A 21892-nucleotide genomic window follows, 5' to 3' on the forward strand; every position below is an offset into this window, starting at 1 on the left:
ACTTCCTTATGTCCATCGAACGGTGGACAGAGGTGCGCGTGCGGCACAATGGCCCTGCCCGAAGAAGGTCCAACTCTCAAGTGACGGATCGGCGTGATGAGCAAGACGACAGTGAAGGACGTCGACACCGACTCCGAGCCGGAGCACACGGCCGCGGAGCCGCGCACGGTCGGCGCCAGCCGGGCCTTCGCCGTGCTGCTGGTGATCACCGGAGCGGCCGGACTGCTCGCCGCCTGGGTCATCACGATCGACAAGTTCAAGATCCTCGAAGGCAAGCTCGCGGGCAAGACGTTCACCCCGAGTTGCAGCATCAACCCGATCGTCTCCTGCGGCAGCGTCATGGAGAGCAAGCAGGCCGCGGCCTTCGGCTTCCCGAACCCGATGCTCGGCCTGGTCGCCTACGGCATCGTGATCTGCGTCGGCGTCAGCCTGCTGACCCGGGTCCAGTTCCCGCGCTGGTACTGGCTGACCTTCAACTTCGGCACGCTCTTCGGGGTGGCCTTCTGCACCTGGCTGCAGTTCCAGTCGCTGTACCGGATCAACGCGCTGTGCCTGTGGTGCTCGCTGGCCTGGGTCGCCACGATCACCATGTTCTGGTACGTCACGTCGTTCAACATCCGCAACGACTTCCTGAAGGCCCCGCGTCCGGTCAAGAACTTCCTGGGCGAGTTCACCTGGGTCCTCCCGGTCACCCACGTCGGCATCATCGCGATGTTGATCCTGACCCGCTGGGGCACCCAGCTCTGGGCCTGACACCGACCCCGACGGGATTGTCAGTGGCGTCACATAGGGTTTTGGACGTGGAGCCCGACCTATTCACCGCCGCAGCCGAAGAACGCCAGGAGAAGGACCCGTCCAGCAGTCCCCTGGCGGTACGGATGCGCCCGCGCACCCTCGACGAGGTCGTGGGCCAGCAGCACCTGCTGAAGCCGGGCTCACCCCTGCGCAGACTGGTCGGCGAGGGGGCGGGCGGCCCGGCCGGACCCTCCTCGGTGATCCTCTGGGGCCCGCCCGGCACCGGAAAGACGACCCTGGCCTACGTCGTCTCCAAGGCGACCGACAAGCGCTTCGTGGAGCTTTCCGCGATCACCGCAGGGGTCAAGGAGGTCCGCGCGGTCATCGACGGCGCCCGCCGCGCCACCGGGGGCTTCGGCAAGGAGACCGTCCTCTTCCTCGACGAGATCCACCGCTTCAGCAAGGCCCAGCAGGACTCCCTGCTCCCGGCCGTCGAGAACCGCTGGATCACCCTGATCGCGGCGACCACGGAGAACCCGTACTTCTCGGTGATCTCCCCGCTCCTGTCCCGCTCCCTCCTCCTCACCCTCGAACCCCTCACGGACGACGACCTGCGCGCCCTGATCCGCCGCGCGCTGTCCGACGAGCGTGGTCTCAAGGACGCGGTCGCCCTCCCCGAGGACAGCGAGAACCACCTGCTGCGCATCGCCGGCGGCGACGCCCGCCGCGCGCTCACCGCCCTGGAGGCCGCCGCCGGGGCCGCCCTCGACAAGGGCGAGCCGGACATCACCCTCCAGACCCTGGAGGAGACCGTCGACCGCGCGGCGGTGAAGTACGACCGCGACGGCGACCAGCACTACGACGTGGCCAGCGCCCTCATCAAGTCCATCCGGGGTTCGGACGTCGACGCGGCGCTGCACTACCTGGCCCGCATGATCGAGGCCGGCGAGGACCCCCGCTTCATCGCCCGCCGCCTGATGATCTCGGCGAGCGAGGACATCGGCCTCGCCGATCCCAACGCCCTGCCGATCGCGGTCGCCGCAGCCCAGGCCGTGGCGATGATCGGCTTCCCGGAGGCCGCGCTCACCCTCAGCCACGCCACCATCGCCCTCGCCCTCGCGCCCAAGTCGAACGCGGCGACCACGGCGATCGGCGCCGCCATGGAGGACGTACGCAAGGGGCACGCCGGCCCGGTGCCGATGCATCTGCGGGACGGGCACTACAAGGGCGCGGCCAAGCTCGGGCACGCCCAGGGGTACGTCTACCCGCACGACCTGCCCGAGGGCATCGCCGAGCAGCAGTACGCCCCGGAGGAGCTGAAGGACCGTACGTACTACGAACCGACCCGGCACGGCGCCGAGGCCCGGTACGCGGACGCGGTCGAGTGGACCAGGAAACGCCTCGGTCGAAAGCGGTCCTGAGCACCCTGTAGAATCCTGCCCAGTGCTGCGTCCCGTGTCCGACTCCGGTCGGCGCCTCAGGCGGGACAACCAGCCGGATCTTCTGATCCAGGAGCGTCGCGCACCGTCGTAGGTGTCGCGGGCAGCCCACCACCACCCGGGGTTCCGGGACCGGTCGGTGGGCCGTTCGTGTGCTGCACATGTGCCCAGACCAGGGGAACGGCAGCCTGGCAAGTCCCTCGTGGACCTGTCGGGATTCCCCCGGCTGCGGATGCGACCTCCCCTAACCCTGAGGCAGCCGAAAAGGAAAAGGAATAAGCAGTGGCGAATCAGCCCCGCCCCAAGGTCAAGAAGTCGCGTGCCCTCGGCATCGCGCTGACCCCGAAGGCCGTCAAGTACTTCGAGGCCCGTCCCTACCCGCCGGGTGAGCACGGTCGTGGCCGCAAGCAGAACTCGGACTACAAGGTCCGTCTGCTGGAGAAGCAGCGTCTGCGCGCGCAGTACGACGTGTCCGAGCGCCAGCTCGTCCGCGCCTACGAGCGTGCCGCCAAGACGCAGGGCAAGACCGGTGAGGCCCTGGTCATCGAGCTGGAGCGTCGTCTCGACGCCCTGGTTCTGCGTTCGGGCATCGCCCGCACGATCTACCAGGCCCGCCAGATGGTCGTCCACGGCCACATCGAGGTCAACGGCCAGAAGGTCGACAAGCCGTCCTTCCGCGTCAAGCCCGACGACGTCGTCATGGTCCGCGAGCGCAGCCGCAGCAAGACGCTGTTCGAGGTCTCCCGCGCCGGTGGCTTCGCCCCCGACGGTGAGACCCCGCGCTACCTCCAGGTGAACCTCGGCGCCCTGGCGTTCCGCCTGGACCGCGAGCCGAACCGCAAGGAGATCCCGGTGATCTGCGACGAGCAGCTCGTCGTCGAGTACTACGCCCGCTGATCACCTCACGGACGTAGCACCACCTTTCGCGTCAGCCCGCCGTCTCCCCGCCCTTCCGGGTGGGCGAGGCGGCGGGCTTTCGCATGTCCACGCTCACCGTCGCGGGCCGCACAGGCCCGCGCGGCACCGGCACCGCGTCGAGCGACCGCTCCTGCCCCAACGCCCGCGCCACGGCCGCCTCCCGGCCCAGTAGCGCCCCTTCCCGTGCGCACTCCGCGTACCGCTCGTCGCCGAGGCGCTCGCGGGCCATCGCCTCGCACAGCTCGTGCGGCGCGTTGTAGTACGCCGAACCGAACAGCGGCAGCCCCACCGACGGCCACATCCCGCCCGCCGCGCCCTGCAACAGTGCGGCCTCGGCGGCATCGCCCTCCGCCACCGTGACGAGAGCCAGCAATTCGACCGCGAGGACCGAGCCGAGCAGATCGCGGAAGCCGTGGGCGCTGCCCAGGCAGTCCGCCAACAGGTCGCGCGCAAGCGGGAGTTGGCCGTCGCTCCAGGCGACGTAGGCCAGGACGTACAGCGCGTACGCCCGGGTCCAGCGCTCACCGTGGTCCTCGCACACGCGGCGGACGTCCTCGCACAGCTTCACCGCGTCCGCCAGGTCGCCCTGGAACGCGCGGGTCATCGCCAGTTCGACCTGGCCCATCAGTACGTTGCTGTTGAGCTCGCCGATCTGCTGATAGCGGTCGAGCGCCGAGCGCAGCAGGGTCTCCGCGCGCGGCATGTCGTCCGTGACCAACGCCAGGCAGCCGGTGCGGTGTTCGGCGTACGCGACCGCCGTGGGGTTCGCGGCCTCGTCCGCCTCCTCGCGGCACTCCTGGAGCGCGGCCAGCGCGGGCACGGTGTCGCCCTGGAGGATCGCGACGTAGCCGAGCACCCAGAGGGCCTTCAGGCGGGACTGGTCGTTCGCCGTGTCCTCGGCGTCCAGTTGCACGGCCTGCTCCAGCCAGTGCCGGCCTTCCGCGAGGCGCCCGCAGCCCGCCCAGTAGAACCACAGGGAGCCCGCGAGGTACTGGCCCAGGTGCGTCTCGTCCGGCTCGGTCAGGCAGTACTCCAGGGCGCCGCGCAGATTCGGCAACTCCGCCTCGACCCGCGCGGCGACCTCACCCTGGCGCGGCGAGAACCAGTCCAGCTCGCACCAGGTGGCCAGGCCCAGGTACCAGTCGCGGTGTCTGCGCCGCAGCCGGGCCGCGTCACCCGTCGCCTCCAGCCAGTCGGCGCCGTAGGCCCGGATCGTGTCGAGCATCCGGTAGCGCACGCCCGTCGCCGTCTCCTCACGAACCACCACGGACTGCGCGAGCAGCTCCGACAGCACGTCGAGGACGTCGTCCGAATGCAGTCCGTCGCCGCCGCACACGTACTCGGCTGCCTCCAGATCAAAGCGCCCGGCGAACACCGACAGCCGCGCCCACAGCAACCGCTCCTCGGGCGTGCACAGTTCATGGCTCCAGCCGATCGCCGTCCGCAGCGTCTGGTGCCGAGGTAACGCGTCCCTGCGCCCGCCGGCCAGCAGCCGGAACCGGTCGTCGAACCGCGCCAGCAACTCCCCGGGCGACAACGCCCGCAACCGCCCCGCCGCCAGCTCGACGGCGAGGGGGATCCCGTCGAGCCGTCGGCACAACTCCCGTACGTCCGGATCGTCTTCGCCGAGGGCGACCCCTTGCTGCGCGGCCCGGTCGGCGAACAGCTCCACCGCCTCGTCCTCGCCCAACGGCGCGACCGCGACCACCCGTTCACCCGCCAGCTCCAACGGCCGCCGCCCCACCGCGAGCACCCGCAGCCCCGGCACCCGCCCCAGCAACTCGGCCACCAGCTCGGCACACACCTCCACCAGATGCTCGAACCCGTCCAGCATCAACAGAAGTTGACGATCCGTCAGATGTGAGAACAGCGCCTCACGCGGCAACCGCGCGGTGTGATCCGTCAGCCCCAGCGCCTCTACGACCGCGAAGTCCACGAGTTCCGGGTCGCGCACCGCAGCCAGCTCCACCCGCCACACCCCGTCCGAGGGCGCGGAGAGGGCCGCCGCGTGGGCCGCGAGCCGGGACTTGCCGACCCCGCCGGGACCGGTCACCGTGACCAGGCGCGAGGCGTCGAGTGCCCGGGCCAGCTCGGTGAGTTCGGCCGAGCGGCCCACGAACCGGTCGGGTTCGAGGGGCAGATTGCCGTCCGCGGTGGCGTCGCCGCCATGGGAAGCTCGCATGGAACACGGAGCGTACTGAACCGTATTCAGTCCGTACAATCGCTTCGCGCAACTCCACCGTGCGCGGGGCGGAAATGCGGTACGGAGCGCCACACCCGGCGCGATAGGCTCAGCGGCGGTTATCCACAGGTGTTCACGGGGCGCCGCCTCCGGCGCGATAGGCTCGGACGAGTCATCAACAGGTGTTTACGAGAGCGGGTGTCAGGTGTCCGGTGGAGAGGTGGCCGGGATCCTCGTGGCCGTCTTCTGGGCGATCCTGGTCTCGTTCCTCGCCGTCGCACTGGTGAGGCTGGCCCAGACGCTCAAGGCGACCACCAAGCTGGTCGCGGACGTGACCGACCAGGCCGTGCCGCTGCTGGCCGACGCCTCCGCGGCGGTGCGCTCCGCGCAGACCCAGATCGACCGGGTCGACGCGATCGCCTCCGACGTCCAGGAAGTCACCTCGAACGCCTCCGCACTGTCCACCACCGTCGCCTCCACCTTCGGCGGGCCCCTCGTGAAGGTCGCGGCCTTCGGCTACGGCGTCCGCCGGGCCCTGGGCGGCCGCCGCGAGGACGTGCCCGCGCCGTCCGGGGCGTCCCGTCGTACGGTGATCGTGGGCCGTACCGTCCCGGCCGGACGGCGGGGCAAGCGCACCCGGAAGAAGGACTGACCGAGCGATGTTCCGCCGTACGTTCTGGTTCGGCACGGGCGTGGCCGCCGGTGTCTGGGCGACCACCAAGGTCAATCGCAAGCTGAAGCAGCTGACCCCCGAGCACCTCGCCGTCGCCGCGGCCAACAAGGCGCTCGAAGCGGGCCACAAGCTCAAGGACAGCGCGGTGCACTTCGCGCTCGACGTCCGCGCGGGCATGGCCCAGCGCGAGGCCGAACTCGGCGACGCGCTGGGGATCAACGCCCCGGTCGACCCCGAACTCCCGGCGCCCCGGCAGCACATCGCCATCGAGAACCGCAACACCCCCATGTCCGTCGAAAGAAACGACAGGACGACGTACTCGTACAACCGGAATGAGGACCACTGATGGAGTCGGCTGAAATCCGCCGCCGCTGGCTGAGCTTCTACGAGGAGCGCGGCCACACCGTCGTCCCCTCGGCGTCGCTCATCGCGGACGACCCGACTCTGCTCCTGGTCCCCGCCGGCATGGTCCCCTTCAAGCCGTACTTCCTCGGCGAGGTCAAGCCGCCGTGGCCGCGCGCCACCAGCGTGCAGAAGTGCGTGCGCACGCCCGACATCGAAGAGGTCGGCAAGACCACCAGGCACGGCACCTTCTTCCAGATGTGCGGCAACTTCTCCTTCGGCGACTACTTCAAGGAAGGCGCCATCACCTACGCCTGGGAGCTGCTCACCTCGCCCCAGGACAAGGGTGGTTACGGCCTCGACCCCGAGCGCCTGTGGATCACGGTCTATCTTGACGACGACGAGGCCGAGACCATCTGGCGCGAGAAGATCGGCGTCCCGGCCGAGCGCATCCAGCGCCTGGGCAAGAAGGACAACTACTGGTCGATGGGTGTCCCCGGACCCTGCGGCCCGTGCTCCGAGATCAACTACGACCGCGGCCCCGAGTTCGGCGTCGAGGGCGGCCCGGCCGTCAACGACGAGCGGTACGTGGAGATCTGGAACCTCGTCTTCATGCAGTACGAGCGCGGCGAGGGCATCGGCAAGGAGGACTTCGAGATCCTCGGCGAGCTGCCCAGCAAGAACATCGACACGGGCCTCGGCCTGGAGCGCCTCGCGATGATCCTGCAGGGCGTGCAGAACATGTACGAGATCGACACCTCCATGGCCGTCATCAAGAAGGCCACCGAGCTGACCGGCGTCGAGTACGGCGACTCGCACGAGTCCGACGTCTCCCTGCGCGTGGTCACCGACCACATGCGCACCTCCGTGATGCTCATCGGCGACGGCGTGAGTCCCGGCAACGAGGGCCGCGGTTACGTCCTGCGCCGCATCATGCGCCGCGCCATCCGCAACATGCGGCTGCTCGGTGCCACGGGTCTGGTCGTCAAGGACCTCATCGACACGGTCATCGCGATGATGGGCCGGCAGTACCCCGAGCTCGTCACCGACCGCCAGCGCATCGAGACCGTGGCCCTCGCCGAGGAGGCCGCCTTCGTCAAGACGCTGAAGGCCGGCACCAACATCCTCGACACGGCCATCGCCGACACCAAGCAGTCGGGCGGCAAGGTCCTCGCCGGCGACAAGGCGTTCCTGCTCCACGACACCTGGGGCTTCCCGATCGACCTCACCCTCGAAATGGCCGCCGAACAGGGCCTTTCCGTGGACGAGGACGGCTTCCGGCGCCTGATGAAGCAGCAGCGCGACCAGGCCAAGGCCGACGCGCAGGCCAAGAAGACCGGCCACGCGGGCGTCGGTGCCTACCGCGAGATCGCCGACAAGGCCGGCGAGACCGACTTCATCGGCTACTCGGACACCCAGGGCGAGTCCACCATCGTCGGCATCCTCGTCGACGGCGTCTCCTCCCCGGCCGCGACCGAGGGCGACGAGGTCGAGATCGTCCTCGACCGCACCCCCTTCTACGCCGAGGGCGGCGGCCAGATCGGCGACACCGGCCGCATCAAGGTCGAGTCCGGTGCCGTGATCGAGATCCGCGACTGCCAGAAGCCGGTGCCCGGGGTCTACGTCCACAAGGGCGTCGTCCAGTACGGCGAGGTCACCGTCGGCGCCAAGGCCGAGGCCGCGATCGACATCCGCCGCCGTACCGCCATCGCCCGCGCCCACTCGGCCACCCACCTCACCCACCAGGCGCTGCGTGACGCGCTGGGTCCGACGGCCGCGCAGGCCGGTTCCGAGAACCAGCCGGGCCGTTTCCGCTTCGACTTCGGATCGCCGTCCGCGGTTCCCACGGCCGTGATGACCGACGTCGAGCAGAAGATCAACGAGGTGCTCGCCCGCGACCTGGACGTGCACGCCGAGATCCTCAGCCTCGACGAGGCCAAGAAGCAGGGCGCCATCGCCGAGTTCGGCGAGAAGTACGGCGAGCGGGTCCGCGTCGTGACCATCGGCGACTTCTCCAAGGAGCTGTGTGGCGGCACCCACGTCCACAACACCTCGCAGCTCGGCCTGGTGAAGCTGCTCGGCGAGTCGTCGATCGGCTCCGGGGTCCGCCGTATCGAAGCGCTCGTCGGTGTCGACGCCTACAACTTCCTCGCCCGTGAGCACACGGTCGTCGCCCAGCTCCAGGAGCTGATCAAGGGGCGCCCGGAGGAGCTTCCGGAGAAGGTCTCCGCCATGCTCGGCAAGCTGAAGGACGCCGAGAAGGAGATCGAGAAGTTCCGCGCCGAGAAGGTGCTGCAAGCCGCGGGCGGTCTCGTCGAGTCCGCCAAGGACGTGCACGGTGTCGCGCTGGTCACCGGCCAGGTGCCGGACGGCACGAGCGCCGACGACCTGCGCAAGCTGGTCCTCGACGTGCGCGGCCGCATCCAGGGTGGACGCGCTGCCGTAGTAGCCCTCTTCACGGTCAACAACGGCAAGCCGCTGACGGTCATCGCCACCAACGAAGCCGCCCGCGAGCGCGGTCTCAAGGCCGGCGACCTGGTCCGCGCGGCCGCCAAGACCCTCGGCGGCGGCGGTGGCGGCAAGCCGGACGTGGCCCAGGGCGGCGGCCAGAACCCGGCCGCCGTCGGCGAGGCCGTGGACGCCGTCGAACGCCTCGTCGCCGACACGGCCAAGTAAGAAACGGCCGCGAACATGCGAAGAGGACGTCGACTCGCGATCGACGTCGGGGACGCCCGGATCGGGGTCGCCTCGTGCGACCCCGACGGGATCCTCGCCACTCCCGTCGAGACGGTCCCCGGCCGCGACATCCCGGCGGCGCACCGCCGGCTGAAGCAACTCGCCGAGGAGTACGAACCGATCGAAGTCGTCGTCGGTCTCCCGCGCTCCCTCAAGGGCGGCGAGGGACCGGCCGCGGTGAAGGTCCGGGCCTTCGCCCAGGAACTCGCGAAGGGCATCGCTCCGGTACCGGTCAGACTGTTGGACGAACGGATGACCACGGTGACGGCCAGTCAGGGACTGCGCGCCTCAGGGGTGAAGTCCAAGAAGGGCCGGTCGGTCATCGACCAGGCGGCCGCGGTCATCATCCTCCAGCAGGCGCTGGAATCCGAACGGGTGTCAGGTAAACCACCCGGCGAGGGCGTCGAAGTGGTCATCTGATCGCGATACGGTAACGTTCCGCGCGATGCGATGGTGTTCGAACAGCCATGGCACAGCAAGAGGCGGGACGGGAGCCGGAGCCGCAAGCGCCGCGACCGCCGCCTCGCGGCTCTAGGGGATCGATGACTGAGTATGGCCGGGGCCCAGGCTCCGAACCGTGGCATCCGGAGGACCCGTTGTTCGGGGACGTCGGATGGGAAGGACAGCAGGCCCAGTCGGGGCAGCAGTCCTCCTACGGCGGCCAGCCGCAGCACTATCCGGAACAGCCGCAGCAGCCGCAGCAGTACGGCGACTGGGGCCATGGCCAGCAGGCCGATTACGGTCAGGCGCAGCAGCAGTACCCGGTCTACGACGAACAGGGCAACCCGTACTACCCCGACCAGCAGCAGTACGCCGATCAGGGCCAACAGCAGTACGTCGGTCAGCAGCAGCAATATCAGCAGGGCGGCTGGGACGGCACCGGTGCGCCCGGGCATGTCCCGTACGCCGCGGACCCCGTCGACCCGTACGGGCAACAGGCCGCCGCCTATGGCGAACAGCAGCCCGATTTCTACGGCACGCCCGACGCGTTCCCGCCGCCGGAGCCGCCGAGCAGGCGACGCACCGAGCCGGAACCGGAGCAGACCGACTGGGACCCGGGCCCCGATCAGGGCGAACACGCGTTCTTCGCGGGCGGCGGCGGTGACGATGACGACGAGGCCGACGACGAGCCGGACGGGCGCCGGCGGGGCAAGGGCGGCAAAGGCAAAGGCAAGGACAAAGGCGGCAAGGAGAGAAAGCGCCGCAACGGCTGCGCCTGCCTCGCGGTCGTCATGGTGTTCGGCGGCGGCCTGGCCACGGTCAGCTACTTCGGCTACCAGTTCTACCAGGATCGTTTCGGCACGGCGCCCGACTACGCGGGCGACGGCACCGGATCGGTGAGCGTCACCATCCCCAAGGGGGCGGGTGGCTACACCATCGGCCAGGAGCTGAAGAAACAGGGCGTCGTGAAGAGCGTCGACGCGTTCGTCGCCGCCCAGTCGCAGAATCCCGACGGGAAGAAGATCCAGGCCGGCGTCTTTCTGCTGAAGAAGGAAATGTCCGCCGCGAGCGCTGTCAAGCTGATGCTCGACCCCAAGAGCCAGGACAACCTGATCGTCGCCCCGGGTGTGCGAAACGCCAAGGTCTACGCGGCGATCGACAAGAAACTCGGGCTTTCCGAAGGCACCACCAAGGCCGTCGCCAAGAAGGATTACAAGTCGCTCGGACTCCCCAGCTGGGCGAACAACAACAAGGACATCAAGGACCCGCTGGAGGGCTTCCTCTACCCCGGCACGTACGGCGCCGCAAAGGGTATGAAACCCGAAGCGGTCCTCAAGCAGATGGTCGCCCAGGCCAGCGACAAATACGGCGCGATCGACCTCGAAGGGAAGGCGAAAGCGCTCAATCTGGACGACCCGTTGCAGGTCATCACGGTCGCGAGCCTCGTCCAGGCCGAGGGCAAGACGCACGAGGACTTCCGCAAGATGGCCGAAGTCGTCTACAACCGTCTCAAGACCACGAACACCGAGACGAACCGTTACCTGCAATTCGACTCGACCTTCAATTACCTGAAGGGTCAGAGTAACATCCGCATCAGCGAGTCCGAGATCAACAGCAACAAGGACCCGTACAACACCTACACCCAAAAGGGCCTGCCGCCCGGTCCGATCGACAACCCCGGTGACGAGGCACTCGCCGCCGCGCTGAATCCGACCCACGACGGCTGGATCTACTTCGTGGCGACCGACGGCGAGAACAAGACCGAATTCGCCAAGACGTACGCCGAATTCCAGGCACTCAAGGAAAAGTTCAATGCCAGTTCGGGCAACTGACGCCCGCCGCGCCGCCGTGCTCGGTTCTCCCATCGCCCACTCCCTCTCCCCGGTGCTGCATCGCGCGGCATACGGGGAGCTGGGGCTGGACGGCTGGTCCTACGACCGCTTCGACGTGGACGAGGCGGCCCTGCCGGGGTTCTTCAAGGAGCTCGGCCCGGAGTGGGCGGGCCTGTCGCTGACCATGCCGCTCAAGCGGGCGGTGATACCGCTGCTCGACGAGATCAGCGAGACGGCGGCGTCGGTGGACGCGGTGAACACGGTCGTCGTCACGGAGGACGGCCGACGCCTGGGCGACAACACCGACATCCCAGGCATGGTCGCCGCCCTGCGCGAACACGGCATCGAACAGGTCGACTCCGCCGCGATCCTCGGCGCCGGCGCCACCGCCTCCTCCGCCCTCGCCGCCCTCGCCCGCGTCTGCACGGGCGAGGTCGTCGCATACGTCCGCAGCGAGGCGCGCGCGGCGGAGATGCGGCAGTGGGGGAAGCGGCTGGACGTAGAGGTACGCACAGCCGACTGGTCCGACGCGGCGGAAGGCCTGCGCGCCCCCCTGGTCTTCGCCACCACCCCGGCCGGCACGACAGACGCGCTCTCCTCCGCGGTGCCGGAACGCCCCGCCACCCTCTTCGACGTCCTCTACGACCCCTGGCCCACGGACCTCGCGGCCCGCTGGTCCGGCTACGGCGGCGCGGTTGTGAGCGGGCTCGATCTGCTGGTGCACCAGGCGGTACTTCAGGTGGAACAGATGACGGGGTGCCGGCCGGCGCCGGTGGACGCGATGCGGAGGGCGGGGGAGAGGGCGTTGGCGGGGCGGTGAGGTGGGTTTGGGTGGGGGCGGGGTGAGTGGTGCGGCCGGCTGCTTGCTGACCCTGGGGCGACGCGGGCAGGGCGGGCTGGACGGGGTTGGCCGGGTGCTTACGCGGAGAGCGTTGGGCGGCTACTGGCCCTGACCTGGCAGTGCGGGGGAGTAGGTGTCGGTGGGCTGTTGTCGCGGGCCTGGTGGGTGGGCGACAGGGGGCTGACCGGCCGTCGGCCCTGAGTCCGCGACGAGGGTGAGAGTCCGCCGTTCGCCTGTTGGACCCGTCCTGGTAGGGCGGTGAGGTGTGCGCTGGCCAGCTCTTGGCCTTGGCCTGGCGGGGCTGCTGAGAACGCGCTGGTTGACCGTGGCCCCGGAGTCAGTTGGTCGGATGCAGACACTTCGGCCGACTCATGGCCTCGCCCGGCAGGGTTGTGGAGAAAACGCCGACAGACCGCCGACCCGGGCCCGGCAGGGCAGGCGAGTGAGTGTCAGCCGTCTCTGGATCTCGACCCGGTAGGGCTGCCGAGCAGGTGCAGGCGGACAGCCGACCCCGACCCGGGTAGGGCGCGCAGGCGAGCGGCGGCCGCCTCCTGCCCCCGCCCTGGCATGGCCCCTCAAGGAGCCGCTGCACGTCCGCTCATCCTGGCCCGGCAGGGCAGGCGAGTGAGTGTCAGCCGTCTCTGGACCTCGACCCGGTAGGGCTGTCGAACAGGCTCAGGCGGACAGCCGACCCCGACCCGGGTAGGGCGCGCAGGCGAGCGGCGGCCGCCTCCTGCCCCCGCCCTGGCAAGGCTCCCCAAGAAGCCGCCGCTCGACCGCTCGCCCGGCCCCCGCAAGGCGGCCGAGCGCCGCGGCGGCCGACTCCTGACCCTGGCCTGGAACAGCGGGGTGAGGGCACACCTGGCCCGCCGCCCCCACCACCACCCCCGTCCGCCCCCTGGACCGTCGGCCAGGTCTGTGCCCCGGACGTGGGAGGATCGGGGGCGGCGGGCCAGGGCCGCGCACCCGGTCGCGCCGTTGGCGTATGCGAGGACGCGCGTACGCAGCAGTACCAGGGCGCGAGCATGAGGAGCACCGTTGAGCAGGTTGCGCTGGCTGACCGCGGGGGAGTCCCACGGTCCCGCACTCGTGGCGACGCTGGAGGGTCTTCCCGCCGGTGTGCCGATCACCACGGACATGGTGGCGGACCACCTGGCCCGGCGCCGGCTCGGTTATGGACGCGGCGCGCGCATGAAGTTCGAGCGCGACGAGGTCACCTTCCTCGGCGGTGTGCGGCACGGTCTGACCCTCGGTTCGCCGGTCGCCATCATGGTGGGCAACACCGAGTGGCCCAAGTGGGAGCAGGTCATGGCGGCCGACCCGGTCGACCCCGAGATTCTGGCGGGGCTCGCCCGCAATGCGCCGCTTACCCGGCCGCGCCCCGGCCACGCCGACCTCGCCGGTATGCAGAAGTACGGCTTCGACGAGGCCCGGCCGATCCTGGAGCGTGCCTCCGCGCGGGAGACCGCGGCCCGTGTCGCGCTGGGCGCCGTCGCCCGCTCGTACATCAAGGAGACGGCCGGGATCGAGATCGTCTCGCACGTCGTCGAGCTGGCCTCCGCCAAGGCCCCGCAGGGTGTCCTGCCCACGCCCGCCGATGTCGAGAAGCTGGACGCCGACCCCGTGCGCTGCCTCGACGCCGACGCTTCAAAGGCGATGGTCGCCGAGATCGACCAGGCCCACAAGGACGGCGACACGCTCGGTGGGGTCGTCGAGATCCTTGCCTACGGCGTTCCCGTCGGGCTCGGTTCGCATGTGCACTGGGACCGCAAGCTGGACGCCCGTCTCGCCGGTGCCCTCATGGGCATCCAGGCGATCAAGGGTGTCGAGATCGGTGACGGTTTTGAACTGGCCCGGGTGCCCGGTTCGCAGGCGCACGACGAGATCGTGAACACTGATGAGGGTATTCGGCGGGTCTCCGGGCGCTCCGGTGGTACCGAGGGCGGGCTGTCCACGGGTGAACTGCTGCGCGTGCGTGCCGCGATGAAGCCGATCGCGACCGTGCCGCGCGCCCTGCAGACCGTCGACGTGGTCACCGGTGAGGCCACGCAGGCCCACCACCAGCGCTCCGACGTGTCCGCGGTTCCGGCCGCCGGCATCGTCGCCGAGGCAATGGTCGCGCTCGTCCTCGCGGACGCTGTCGCGGAGAAGTTCGGTGGCGACTCGGTGCCCGAGACCCGCCGTAACGTGCGCTCGTACCTTGAGAACCTGGTCATCCGGTGACCGCGACCCCGCTCGTCGTCCTGGTCGGTCCCATGGGTGTCGGCAAGTCCACCGTCGGGCAGCAGCTCGCGGAGCGGCTGGGCGTCGCCTACCGGGACACCGACGACGACATCGTGACCGCCGAGGGCCGCACCATCGCCGAGATCTTCGTCGACGAGGGCGAGCCCGTCTTCCGCGCGATCGAGAAGCGCGCCGTGCACCAGGCACTCGCCGGGCACGAGGGTGTCCTCGCGCTCGGCGGCGGCTCGATCCTCGACGAGGACACGCGTGCGCAGCTCGCCGGACACCGGGTCGTCTACCTCTCGATGGACGTGGACGAGGCGGTCAAGCGCACCGGCCTCAACGCGGCCCGCCCGCTGCTCACGATCAACCCGCGCAAGCAGTGGCGCGAACTGATGGAAGCCAGGCGGCACTTGTACGCCGAGGTCGCGCAGGCCGTCGTACCCACGGATGGCCGCACCCCCGAGGACGTCACCCAAGCCGTCCTGGACGCACTGGAGTTGAAGGAAGCATGAGCGAGTCAGTGACGCGGATCCAGGTCGGCGGCACGGCGGGCAGCGACCCGTACGAGGTCCTGGTGGGCCGTCAACTCCTGGGCGAACTGGGCGGGTTGGTCGGCGACAGGACCAAGCGGGTCGCCGTCATCCACCCCGAGGCGCTCGACGAGACGGGTGAGGCGCTGCGCGCCGACCTGGCCGGGCAGGGCTTCGAGGCCGTCGCCATCCAGGTGCCCAACGCGGAGGAGGCCAAGACCGCCGAGGTCGCCGCCTACTGCTGGAAGGCACTGGGCCAGTCCGGCTTCACCCGCTCCGATGTCATCGTCGGCGTCGGCGGCGGCTCCACCACCGACCTGGCCGGCTTCGTCGCCGCGACCTGGCTGCGCGGGGTCCGCTGGATCGCCGTTCCGACGACCGTGCTCGCCATGGTCGACGCGGCCGTCGGCGGCAAGACCGGCATCAACACCGCCGAGGGCAAGAACCTGGTCGGCTCCTTCCACCCGCCGGCCGGCGTGCTCTGCGACCTCGCCGCGCTGGACTCACTCCCGGTCAACGACTACGTCTCCGGGCTCGCCGAGATCATCAAGGCCGGCTTCATCGCCGACCCGGTGATCCTCGAACTCATCGAGTCCGATCCGGAGTCCGCCCGCACCCCGGCGGGTCCGCACACCGCCGAGCTGATCGAACGCTCCATCAAGGTCAAGGCCGAGGTCGTCTCCGCCGACCTCAAGGAGTCGGGCCTGCGCGAGATCCTCAACTACGGCCACACCCTCGCGCACGCCATCGAGAAGAACGAGCGCTACAAGTGGCGCCACGGCGCGGCAGTGGCCGTAGGCATGCACTTCGCGGCCGAACTCGGCCGTCTCGCGGGCCGGTTGGACGACGCGACGGCGGACCGGCACCGCACGGTCCTCGAATCGGTCGGCCTGCCCCTCAGCTACCGCTACGACCAGTGGCCCAAGCTGCTGGAGAACATGAAGGTCGACAAGAAGTCCCGCGGCGACCTGCTGCGCTTCATCGTCCTCGACGGCCTCGCCAAGCCGACCGTCCTGGAGGGCCCCGACCCGGCCGTCCTGCTCGCCGCGTACGGCGAAGTGGGCGAGTAAGTCCGGCGACGCCCGTTCCCTCCCATTTGCCTTACGGGGATGGGCACTTCGGCCGCTCCCCGGCCGTTCACCAAATGGCGGCCGGGGAAGGTACCGTTCGGTACGGAGCGGGGTTCGGGCCCGCTGCCAGCGCCAATTGCCTTGTACGAGACGGAGTGGCACCGGATGCAGCATGCAGTGGGGTCACCGCTGCCGCCGCCCCACCAGCCGGGGCAGGGACCGACCACCGGTTGGTCCCCGGCCGGACAACACTCGGGACCGCCCCAACCGGGCCCGGCCCCCGTGCCACCCCCGCCACCGGCCCCGGGTTTCGCGCCCACCCCGCCGGTGCCGCACACGATGCCGAGCCGCACCCCGGACACCACCGGCCACATCCAGCTCCCGCCGGGCGGCCCCGTGCCCATGCCCAGCGCTCCACCGGCCACGGCAGCACCCGACCCGACCTCCACCACCCTCGCGGTGCTGCTCATCGGCCCCGCAGGCGCGGGCAAGACGAGCGTCGCCAAGTACTGGGCGGACCACCGCCGGGTCCCCACCGCCCACATCAGCCTCGACGACGTCCGTGAGTGGGTCCGCTCGGGCTTCGCCGATCCGCAGTCGGGCTGGAACGACCACTCCGAGGCCCAGTACCGCCTGGCCCGCCGCACCTGCGGCTTCTCCGCCCGCAACTTCCTCGCCAACGGCATCTCCTGCATCCTCGACGACGCGGTCTTCCCCGACCGCCCGGTCGTAGGCCTCGGCGGCTGGAAACGCCACGTGGGCCCCGGCCTCCTCCCGGTGGTCCTGTTGCCGGGCCTGGAAATCGTCCTGGAACGCAACGCCAAACGCGCCGGCAACCGCCGCCTCACCGACGAAGAGGTCGCCCGCATCCACGGCCGCATGGCGGGTTGGTACGGCTCGGGCCTCCCGATCATCGACAACTCCCAGATGGACGTCCAACAGACGGCCCAGGTCCTGAACGACGTCCTGTCCCGCTCGATAGCAAGCCCCCCGAGCTGGTAGCCAAGGGGAGGGTCATTCCCCAAGGGGCGCGGGGAACTGCGCGCCCAGCCCCCACCGGCGCGCAGCCGAAACGCAAGCTCCGTCCCCCGAACGGCACTCTCCCAACCAGCACAATCCAGCCACCCCTCCTACGCTCATCTCATGTCAGAGGTCTACGCAGCCCGCCGAGCAAGGCTCAGGGACCGAGCCCAAGCCGGCGGCAGCCAATCCGCGCTGGTCACCAATCCAGCCAACGTGCGCTACTTGGCCGGTCCAGCCCCGCAGGGCACCGTTCTGCTCCTGGGCAAGCGCGAGGACCTGCTGGTCTGCACGGTCCCGCTGGACGAGCGCCCCGCGGAGGGCCGTCCCGACGAAACCCTGCGCGTCCATACACTCCCCGGCCCCGACGGCGACCCCGCCGTGTCCGCCGCGGACCTCGCGGCAGCGCACGGTGCCGAATCCATGGCCGTGGAGGAGCATCACCTCACCGTGACTCGCCACCGAGCCCTCCGCTCGATCGCCCCCACACTCCGCCTCACCGACATCGGCGGCGCGGTCGAGCAACTCCGGGTCGTCAAGGACGAGGAGGAGATCTCCTGTCTGAGAATCGCCGCCGAGATCGCCGACCAGGCCCTCGGAGAGCTGCTGGAGTCGATCCTCGTCGGCCGTACCGAACGCCACCTCGCCCTCGAACTGGAGCGACGGCTCGTCGACCACGGCGCGGAGGGCCCGGCCTTCGCCACCTCCGTCGCCACCGGTCCGCACTCCGGCAGACCCGGCCACCGGCCGACCGATCGCCGGGTCGAGGAAGGAGATTTCCTTTCCGTCTGCCTCGGCGCCACGTATCGCGGATACCGCTGTGAGATCGGCCGTACGTTCGTCATCGGGACCTCTCCCGCCGACTGGCAGATCGAGCTGTACGACCTCGTCTTCGCCGCCCAGCGCGCTGCACGGGAGTCCCTGACCCCCGGCGCCGCCTACCGTGATGTGGACCGCGCGGCCCGCCAGGTACTGGACTCCGCGGGGTACTCGGAAGGCCTCGCGGCCCTCACCGGTCACGGTGTCGGACTCGAAATCGACGAGGAGCCGCAGCTGGCCCCCGCGGCCATGGGTAAACTGGACGCTTGCGTGCCGGTCACCGTCGAACCGGGGGTTCACCTCCCGGGCCGGGGCGGTGTCCGGATCGATGACACGCTCGTCGTACGCCCTCAGGCGGACGGCGGACCCGAGCTACTCACCATCACGACCAAGGAGCTGCTCGCGCTCTAGCTTTTCCGAGCTGTGCGCGGGTCCCGTGGTCGTCCACGTCAGTCCAGGAGATTCCGCAACCGTGGCTTCCACGAACGACCTCAAGAACGGCCTGGTGCTCAAGCTCGACGGGGGCCAGCTCTGGTCCGTCGTCGAGTTCCAGCACGTCAAGCCCGGCAAGGGCCCTGCCTTCGTGCGCACCAAGCTCAAGAACGTGCTCTCCGGCAAGGTCGTCGACAAGACGTTCAACGCCGGCGTCAAGGTCGAGACGGCCACTGTCGACAAGCGCGACATGCAGTTCTCGTACATGGACGGCGAGTACTTCGTCTTCATGGACATGGAGACCTACGACCAGCTCATGGTCGACCGCAAGGCCGTCGGCGACGCCGCCAACTTCCTGATCGAGGGCTTCACCGCCTCGGTCGCCCAGCACGAGGGCGAGGTGCTCTTCGTCGAGCTGCCGGCCGCCGTCGAGCTGGTCATCCAGGAGACCGAGCCCGGCGTCCAGGGCGACCGCTCCACCGGCGGCACCAAGCCCGCCACCCTGGAGACCGGCCACCAGATCAACGTGCCTCTCTTCATCACCACCGGTGAGAAGATTAAGGTCGACACCCGCACGAGCGACTACCTCGGCCGGGTGAACAGCTAACCGTGGCTGCCCGCAATACGGCCCGCAAGCGCGCCTTCCAGATCCTCTTCGAGGGCGACCAGCGCGGTGTCGGCGTCCAGACCGTCCTCGCGGACTGGATCCGGCTCTCCCGGGACGACACCCGGCAGCCCCCGGTCAGCGAGTACACGATGGAGCTGGTCGAGGGGTACGCGCAGCACGCGCGCCGCATCGACGAGCTGATCGCGCAGTACTCGGTCGGCTGGACGCTCGACCGCATGCCCGTGGTGGACCGCAACATCCTGCGCCTCGGCGCCTACGAGCTGATCTGGGCCGACGAGACCCCGGACGCCGTCGTCCTCGACGAGATGGTGCAGCTGGCGAAGGAGTTCTCCACGGACGAGTCGCCCTCGTTCGTGAACGGCCTGCTGGGCCGTTTCAAGGACCTGAAGCCCTCGCTGCGCCGCGACGAGGCGTAAGCAGTACGCGAGCGAAACGCCGGAGGGCCCGCAGCACGACCGCTGCGGGCCCTCCGGCGTTCCCGTGGGCATGGGGGCGTTCCCGTACGCGTGAGGCTCCTGAGGCCCGCAGAAAGCCGCCGGGGTGACCGGAACGGTGAAGTTCCGGCCACCCCGGCGGCACGTTTCTGCTGAGACGGGAAGCGGCTCGGCGGGAGCGGCTCAGTTCTCCTCGTGGGAGACCGCGCGACGCGCGTCCGCGTCCAGTACGCCCCAGCTGATGAGCTGCTCGGTGAGGACCGAGGGCGACTGGTCGTAGATGACGGCGAGTGTGCGCAGGTCGTCCTGGCGGATCGAGAGCACCTTGCCGTTGTAGTCGCCGCGCTGGGACTGGATCGTCGCCGCGTAGCGCTGCAGCGGGCCGGCCTTCTCGGCGGGCACGTGGGCCAGCCGCTCCAGGTCCAGCACGAGCTTCGGCGGCGGCTCGGCGGCCCCGCCCGGCGTGGTGCCCGGCAGCAGCTCCTGCACCGGAACCCCGTAGAAGTCAGCCAACTCGGCGAGACGCTGCACGGTCACGGCACGGTCGCCGCGCTCGTACGACCCGACCACGACCGCCTTCCAGCGTCCCTGTGACTTCTCCTCGACACCGTGGAGGGAAAGGCCCTGCTGGGTGCGGATGGCCCGGAGCTTGGCCCCGAGCTGTTTGGCGTATTCGCTGGACATATAGCTCCCGGACACTGTGTCGACGCGGCTGCAGTGTTTCCGCGCCGCGCGGCTGGTAACTCACTGTGAGGTTACGCAGCGTTACGCTGCTGCGTCAAGCCGAATGGTCCGCACCGGCTCTTCCGTGGTACCGGTGTCCGATTACTCCATAGGGGTGATCAGGGGTGTCGCCCCGGCCTGCTACCGTGGATGGCGCAAATCCGACGTCCTTTAAGGTCCGTCCCGTGAGGCGGAGAAGGAGGTCCGTTTCTTATGGACACCCAGCAGTACGAGTCCGATGCCCGGCCGGTTCTCGAAGCCCCCGACATCGCGCGGGTCCTGACCCGCATCGCCCACGAGATCGTCGAGCGCGCCAAGGGCGCCGACGACGTGGTGCTCCTCGGCATCCCGACCCGGGGCGTCTTCCTCGCCCAGCGGCTCGCCGTCAAGCTCGAAGAGATCACCGACCGCAAGATCCCGGTCGGCTCCCTCGACATCACCATGTACCGCGACGACCTGCGCATGCACCCGCCCCGCGCGCTGGCCCGCACCGACATCCCCGGTGACGGCATCGACGGCCGCCTGGTCGTCCTCGTCGACGACGTGCTCTTCTCCGGCCGCACCATCCGCGCCGCCCTCGACGCCCTGAACGACATCGGGCGCCCGCGCGCGGTGCAGCTCGCGGTCCTGGTCGACAGAGGCCACCGCGAACTGCCCATCCGCGCCGACTACGTCGGCAAGAACCTCCCCACGTCGCTGCGGGAGACGGTCAAGGTCCAGCTCGCCGAGGAGGACGGTCGCGACACCGTGCTGCTCGGCGTCAAGCAGACCCCTTAGCGGCCGGACGCCGTGCCCCTGTGGCACGCCGCGCCCCCGCATGCCCGGCCGCGCCTTCTGGGGGACCTCCCCCAGACCCCGGATCCCGACCTGAACTGCCTTACGGAGCCTGACAGATGCAGCGTCATCTCATCTCGGCCGCCGACCTCACCCGCGACGACGCCGTCCTGATCCTCGACACCGCCGAGGAGATGGCCAGGGTCGCCGACCGGCCGATCAAGAAACTGCCGACCCTGCGCGGCCGTACCGTCGTCAACCTCTTCTTCGAGGACTCCACGCGCACGCGTATCTCCTTCGAAGCCGCCGAGAAGCGCCTCTCCGCCGACGTCATCAACTTCACCGCCAAGGGGTCGAGCGTCTCCAAGGGCGAGTCCCTGAAGGACACCGCGCAGACCCTGGAGGCCATGGGCGTCGACGCGGTCGTCATCCGGCACGGCGCCTCCGGAGCGCCGTATCGGCTCGCCACCTCCGGGTGGATCGACGCGGCCGTCATCAACGCCGGTGACGGCACCCACCAGCACCCGACGCAGGCCCTGCTGGACGCGTTCACCATGCGGCGCCGGCTCGTCGGCCGGGACGCCGGGCTCGGGCAGGACCTGGACGGCAAGCGGATCACGCTCGTCGGCGACATCCTGCACAGCCGGGTGGCCCGCTCGAACGTCGATCTGCTGCACACCCTCGGCGCCGAGGTCACCCTCGTCGCCCCGCCCACCCTGGTGCCGGTCGGCGTCGAGGCCTGGCCCTGCGAGGTCTCGTACGACCTCGACAGCACGCTCTCCAAGTCCGACGCGGTGATGCTGCTGCGCGTCCAGCGCGAGCGGATGAACGCGGCCTTCTTCCCGACCGAGCGCGAGTACTCGCGGCGCTACGGTCTCGACGGCCACCGCATGGCGAAGATGCCCGAGCACGCCATCGTGATGCACCCGGGGCCGATGGTCCGGGGCATGGAGATCACCGCCGAGGTCGCCGACTCGGACCGCTGCACCGTCGTCGAGCAGGTCGCAAACGGAGTGTCCATCCGGATGGCCGTGCTCTATCTGCTTCTGGGCGGCAACGAACCCGCCGTCAGCCACGCCCGTATCGAGGAGAAGTAA

General features: G+C 69.8%; 20 protein-coding genes. 18 read left to right on the top strand and 2 right to left on the bottom strand.

What is annotated here, in order from left to right; translation table 11 throughout:
• The first annotated feature begins 96 nt into the window (after positions 1-96).
• The 3 genes from OG194_RS38900 to rpsD all read left to right on the top strand — a co-directional run bounded on the left by OG194_RS38900 (position 97) and on the right by rpsD (position 3071).
• On the top strand, positions 97-753 hold the full coding sequence (locus OG194_RS38900) for a vitamin K epoxide reductase family protein (RefSeq protein ID WP_327405421.1): 657 nt from the start codon (positions 97-99) through the stop codon (positions 751-753).
• A gap of 47 nt (positions 754-800) precedes the next feature.
• Positions 801-2156: a replication-associated recombination protein A gene (locus OG194_RS38905; RefSeq protein WP_327405422.1), complete on the top strand. Its 1356-nt coding sequence runs from the start codon at positions 801-803 to the stop codon at positions 2154-2156.
• A 300-nt stretch (positions 2157-2456) separates the two neighbouring features.
• The gene (gene rpsD, locus OG194_RS38910) at positions 2457-3071 is read left to right on the top strand and encodes a 30S ribosomal protein S4 (protein ID WP_327405423.1); all 615 of its coding nucleotides are present in this window, start codon (positions 2457-2459) and stop codon (positions 3069-3071) included.
• A gap of 31 nt (positions 3072-3102) precedes the next feature.
• Here the strand turns inward: rpsD and OG194_RS38915 are convergent, their stop codons facing one another.
• Complete coding sequence (locus OG194_RS38915) at positions 3103-5274, bottom strand: ATP-binding protein (RefSeq protein ID WP_327405424.1); 2172 nt, start codon at positions 5272-5274, stop codon at positions 3103-3105.
• Positions 5275-5479: 205 nt separating this feature from the next.
• Here OG194_RS38915 and OG194_RS38920 point away from each other — a divergent pair, with 205 nt between their 5' ends.
• From OG194_RS38920 to nusB, 13 genes are all read left to right on the top strand, one after another.
• Positions 5480-5926, top strand: a complete 447-nt coding sequence (locus tag OG194_RS38920; RefSeq protein WP_063739143.1) for a DUF948 domain-containing protein — start codon at positions 5480-5482, stop codon at positions 5924-5926.
• A gap of 7 nt (positions 5927-5933) precedes the next feature.
• Positions 5934-6293 (top strand): hypothetical protein, encoded by a 360-nt coding sequence (locus OG194_RS38925; protein ID WP_019059756.1) that lies wholly within the window; start codon positions 5934-5936, stop codon positions 6291-6293.
• On the top strand, positions 6293-8965 hold the full coding sequence (alaS, locus tag OG194_RS38930; protein ID WP_327405425.1) for an alanine--tRNA ligase: 2673 nt from the start codon (positions 6293-6295) through the stop codon (positions 8963-8965). Before OG194_RS38925 ends, alaS begins: the two co-directional genes overlap by 1 nt.
• Positions 8966-8980: 15 nt before the next feature.
• Positions 8981-9445, top strand: a complete 465-nt coding sequence (ruvX, locus tag OG194_RS38935; protein ID WP_033282278.1) for a Holliday junction resolvase RuvX — start codon at positions 8981-8983, stop codon at positions 9443-9445.
• Between the two features lie 122 nt (positions 9446-9567).
• Positions 9568-11298 carry an endolytic transglycosylase MltG gene (gene mltG, locus OG194_RS38940; RefSeq protein ID WP_327405426.1) on the top strand — a complete coding sequence of 577 codons (1731 nt, stop codon included), beginning with the start codon at positions 9568-9570 and terminating at the stop codon, positions 11296-11298.
• On the top strand, positions 11279-12118 hold the full coding sequence (locus OG194_RS38945; protein ID WP_327405427.1) for a shikimate dehydrogenase: 840 nt from the start codon (positions 11279-11281) through the stop codon (positions 12116-12118). Before mltG ends, OG194_RS38945 begins: the two co-directional genes overlap by 20 nt.
• A 1059-nt stretch (positions 12119-13177) precedes the next feature.
• On the top strand, positions 13178-14362 hold the full coding sequence (gene aroC, locus OG194_RS38950) for a chorismate synthase (protein WP_327405428.1): 1185 nt from the start codon (positions 13178-13180) through the stop codon (positions 14360-14362).
• A gap of 32 nt (positions 14363-14394) precedes the next feature.
• Entirely contained in the window at positions 14395-14877 is a 483-nt protein-coding gene (locus OG194_RS38955; protein WP_327407352.1) for a shikimate kinase, read from the top strand.
• Positions 14874-15965 carry a 3-dehydroquinate synthase gene (gene aroB, locus OG194_RS38960; RefSeq protein WP_327405429.1) on the top strand — a complete coding sequence of 364 codons (1092 nt, stop codon included), beginning with the start codon at positions 14874-14876 and terminating at the stop codon, positions 15963-15965. Before OG194_RS38955 ends, aroB begins: the two co-directional genes overlap by 4 nt.
• Positions 15966-16130: 165 nt before the next feature.
• Positions 16131-16967, top strand: a complete 837-nt coding sequence (locus tag OG194_RS38965; protein ID WP_327405430.1) for a Pro-rich N-terminal domain-containing protein — start codon at positions 16131-16133, stop codon at positions 16965-16967.
• Positions 16968-17108: 141 nt separating this feature from the next.
• On the top strand, positions 17109-18215 hold the full coding sequence (locus OG194_RS38970; protein ID WP_327405431.1) for an aminopeptidase P family protein: 1107 nt from the start codon (positions 17109-17111) through the stop codon (positions 18213-18215).
• A gap of 61 nt (positions 18216-18276) precedes the next feature.
• Complete coding sequence (efp, locus tag OG194_RS38975; RefSeq protein WP_317882246.1) at positions 18277-18843, top strand: elongation factor P; 567 nt, start codon at positions 18277-18279, stop codon at positions 18841-18843.
• A gap of 2 nt (positions 18844-18845) precedes the next feature.
• Positions 18846-19280, top strand: a complete 435-nt coding sequence (gene nusB / locus OG194_RS38980) for a transcription antitermination factor NusB (protein WP_019066395.1) — start codon at positions 18846-18848, stop codon at positions 19278-19280.
• A 201-nt stretch (positions 19281-19481) separates the two neighbouring features.
• Here nusB and bldD read toward each other — a convergent pair whose 3' ends face one another.
• The gene (bldD, locus tag OG194_RS38985; protein WP_019059743.1) at positions 19482-19982 is read right to left on the bottom strand and encodes a transcriptional regulator BldD; all 501 of its coding nucleotides are present in this window, start codon (positions 19980-19982) and stop codon (positions 19482-19484) included.
• Positions 19983-20234: 252 nt separating this feature from the next.
• Between bldD and pyrR the strand changes: the two genes are divergently transcribed.
• Both pyrR and OG194_RS38995 read left to right on the top strand, forming a co-directional pair.
• Positions 20235-20798: a bifunctional pyr operon transcriptional regulator/uracil phosphoribosyltransferase PyrR gene (gene pyrR, locus OG194_RS38990; RefSeq protein ID WP_019059742.1), complete on the top strand. Its 564-nt coding sequence runs from the start codon at positions 20235-20237 to the stop codon at positions 20796-20798.
• Positions 20799-20914: 116 nt separating this feature from the next.
• A complete protein-coding gene (locus OG194_RS38995) occupies positions 20915-21892 on the top strand; it encodes an aspartate carbamoyltransferase catalytic subunit (protein ID WP_327405432.1) in 978 nt (325 codons plus the stop codon).

The organism is Streptomyces sp. NBC_01288 (assembly GCF_035982055.1).
Taxonomy (GTDB): Bacteria; Actinomycetota; Actinomycetes; order Streptomycetales; family Streptomycetaceae; genus Streptomyces.

What these genes read in the sequence shown, in the direction of transcription:
- OG194_RS38900 (WP_327405421.1), top strand. Translation starts at nt 97, where the DNA reads ATGAGCAAGACGACAGTGAAGGACGTCGACACCGACTCCGAGCCGGAG.
- OG194_RS38915 (WP_327405424.1), bottom strand. Translation starts at nt 5,274, where the DNA reads ATGCGAGCTTCCCATGGCGGCGACGCCACCGCGGACGGCAATCTGCCC.
- OG194_RS38925 (WP_019059756.1), top strand. Translation starts at nt 5,934, where the DNA reads ATGTTCCGCCGTACGTTCTGGTTCGGCACGGGCGTGGCCGCCGGTGTC.
- alaS (WP_327405425.1), top strand. Translation starts at nt 6,293, where the DNA reads ATGGAGTCGGCTGAAATCCGCCGCCGCTGGCTGAGCTTCTACGAGGAG.
- ruvX (WP_033282278.1), top strand. Translation starts at nt 8,981, where the DNA reads ATGCGAAGAGGACGTCGACTCGCGATCGACGTCGGGGACGCCCGGATC.
- mltG (WP_327405426.1), top strand. Translation starts at nt 9,568, where the DNA reads ATGACTGAGTATGGCCGGGGCCCAGGCTCCGAACCGTGGCATCCGGAG.
- OG194_RS38945 (WP_327405427.1), top strand. Translation starts at nt 11,279, where the DNA reads ATGCCAGTTCGGGCAACTGACGCCCGCCGCGCCGCCGTGCTCGGTTCT.
- OG194_RS38955 (WP_327407352.1), top strand. Translation starts at nt 14,395, where the DNA reads ATGGGTGTCGGCAAGTCCACCGTCGGGCAGCAGCTCGCGGAGCGGCTG.
- aroB (WP_327405429.1), top strand. Translation starts at nt 14,874, where the DNA reads ATGAGCGAGTCAGTGACGCGGATCCAGGTCGGCGGCACGGCGGGCAGC.
- OG194_RS38965 (WP_327405430.1), top strand. Translation starts at nt 16,131, where the DNA reads ATGCAGCATGCAGTGGGGTCACCGCTGCCGCCGCCCCACCAGCCGGGG.
- OG194_RS38970 (WP_327405431.1), top strand. Translation starts at nt 17,109, where the DNA reads ATGTCAGAGGTCTACGCAGCCCGCCGAGCAAGGCTCAGGGACCGAGCC.
- bldD (WP_019059743.1), bottom strand. Translation starts at nt 19,982, where the DNA reads ATGTCCAGCGAATACGCCAAACAGCTCGGGGCCAAGCTCCGGGCCATC.
- pyrR (WP_019059742.1), top strand. Translation starts at nt 20,235, where the DNA reads ATGGACACCCAGCAGTACGAGTCCGATGCCCGGCCGGTTCTCGAAGCC.
- OG194_RS38995 (WP_327405432.1), top strand. Translation starts at nt 20,915, where the DNA reads ATGCAGCGTCATCTCATCTCGGCCGCCGACCTCACCCGCGACGACGCC.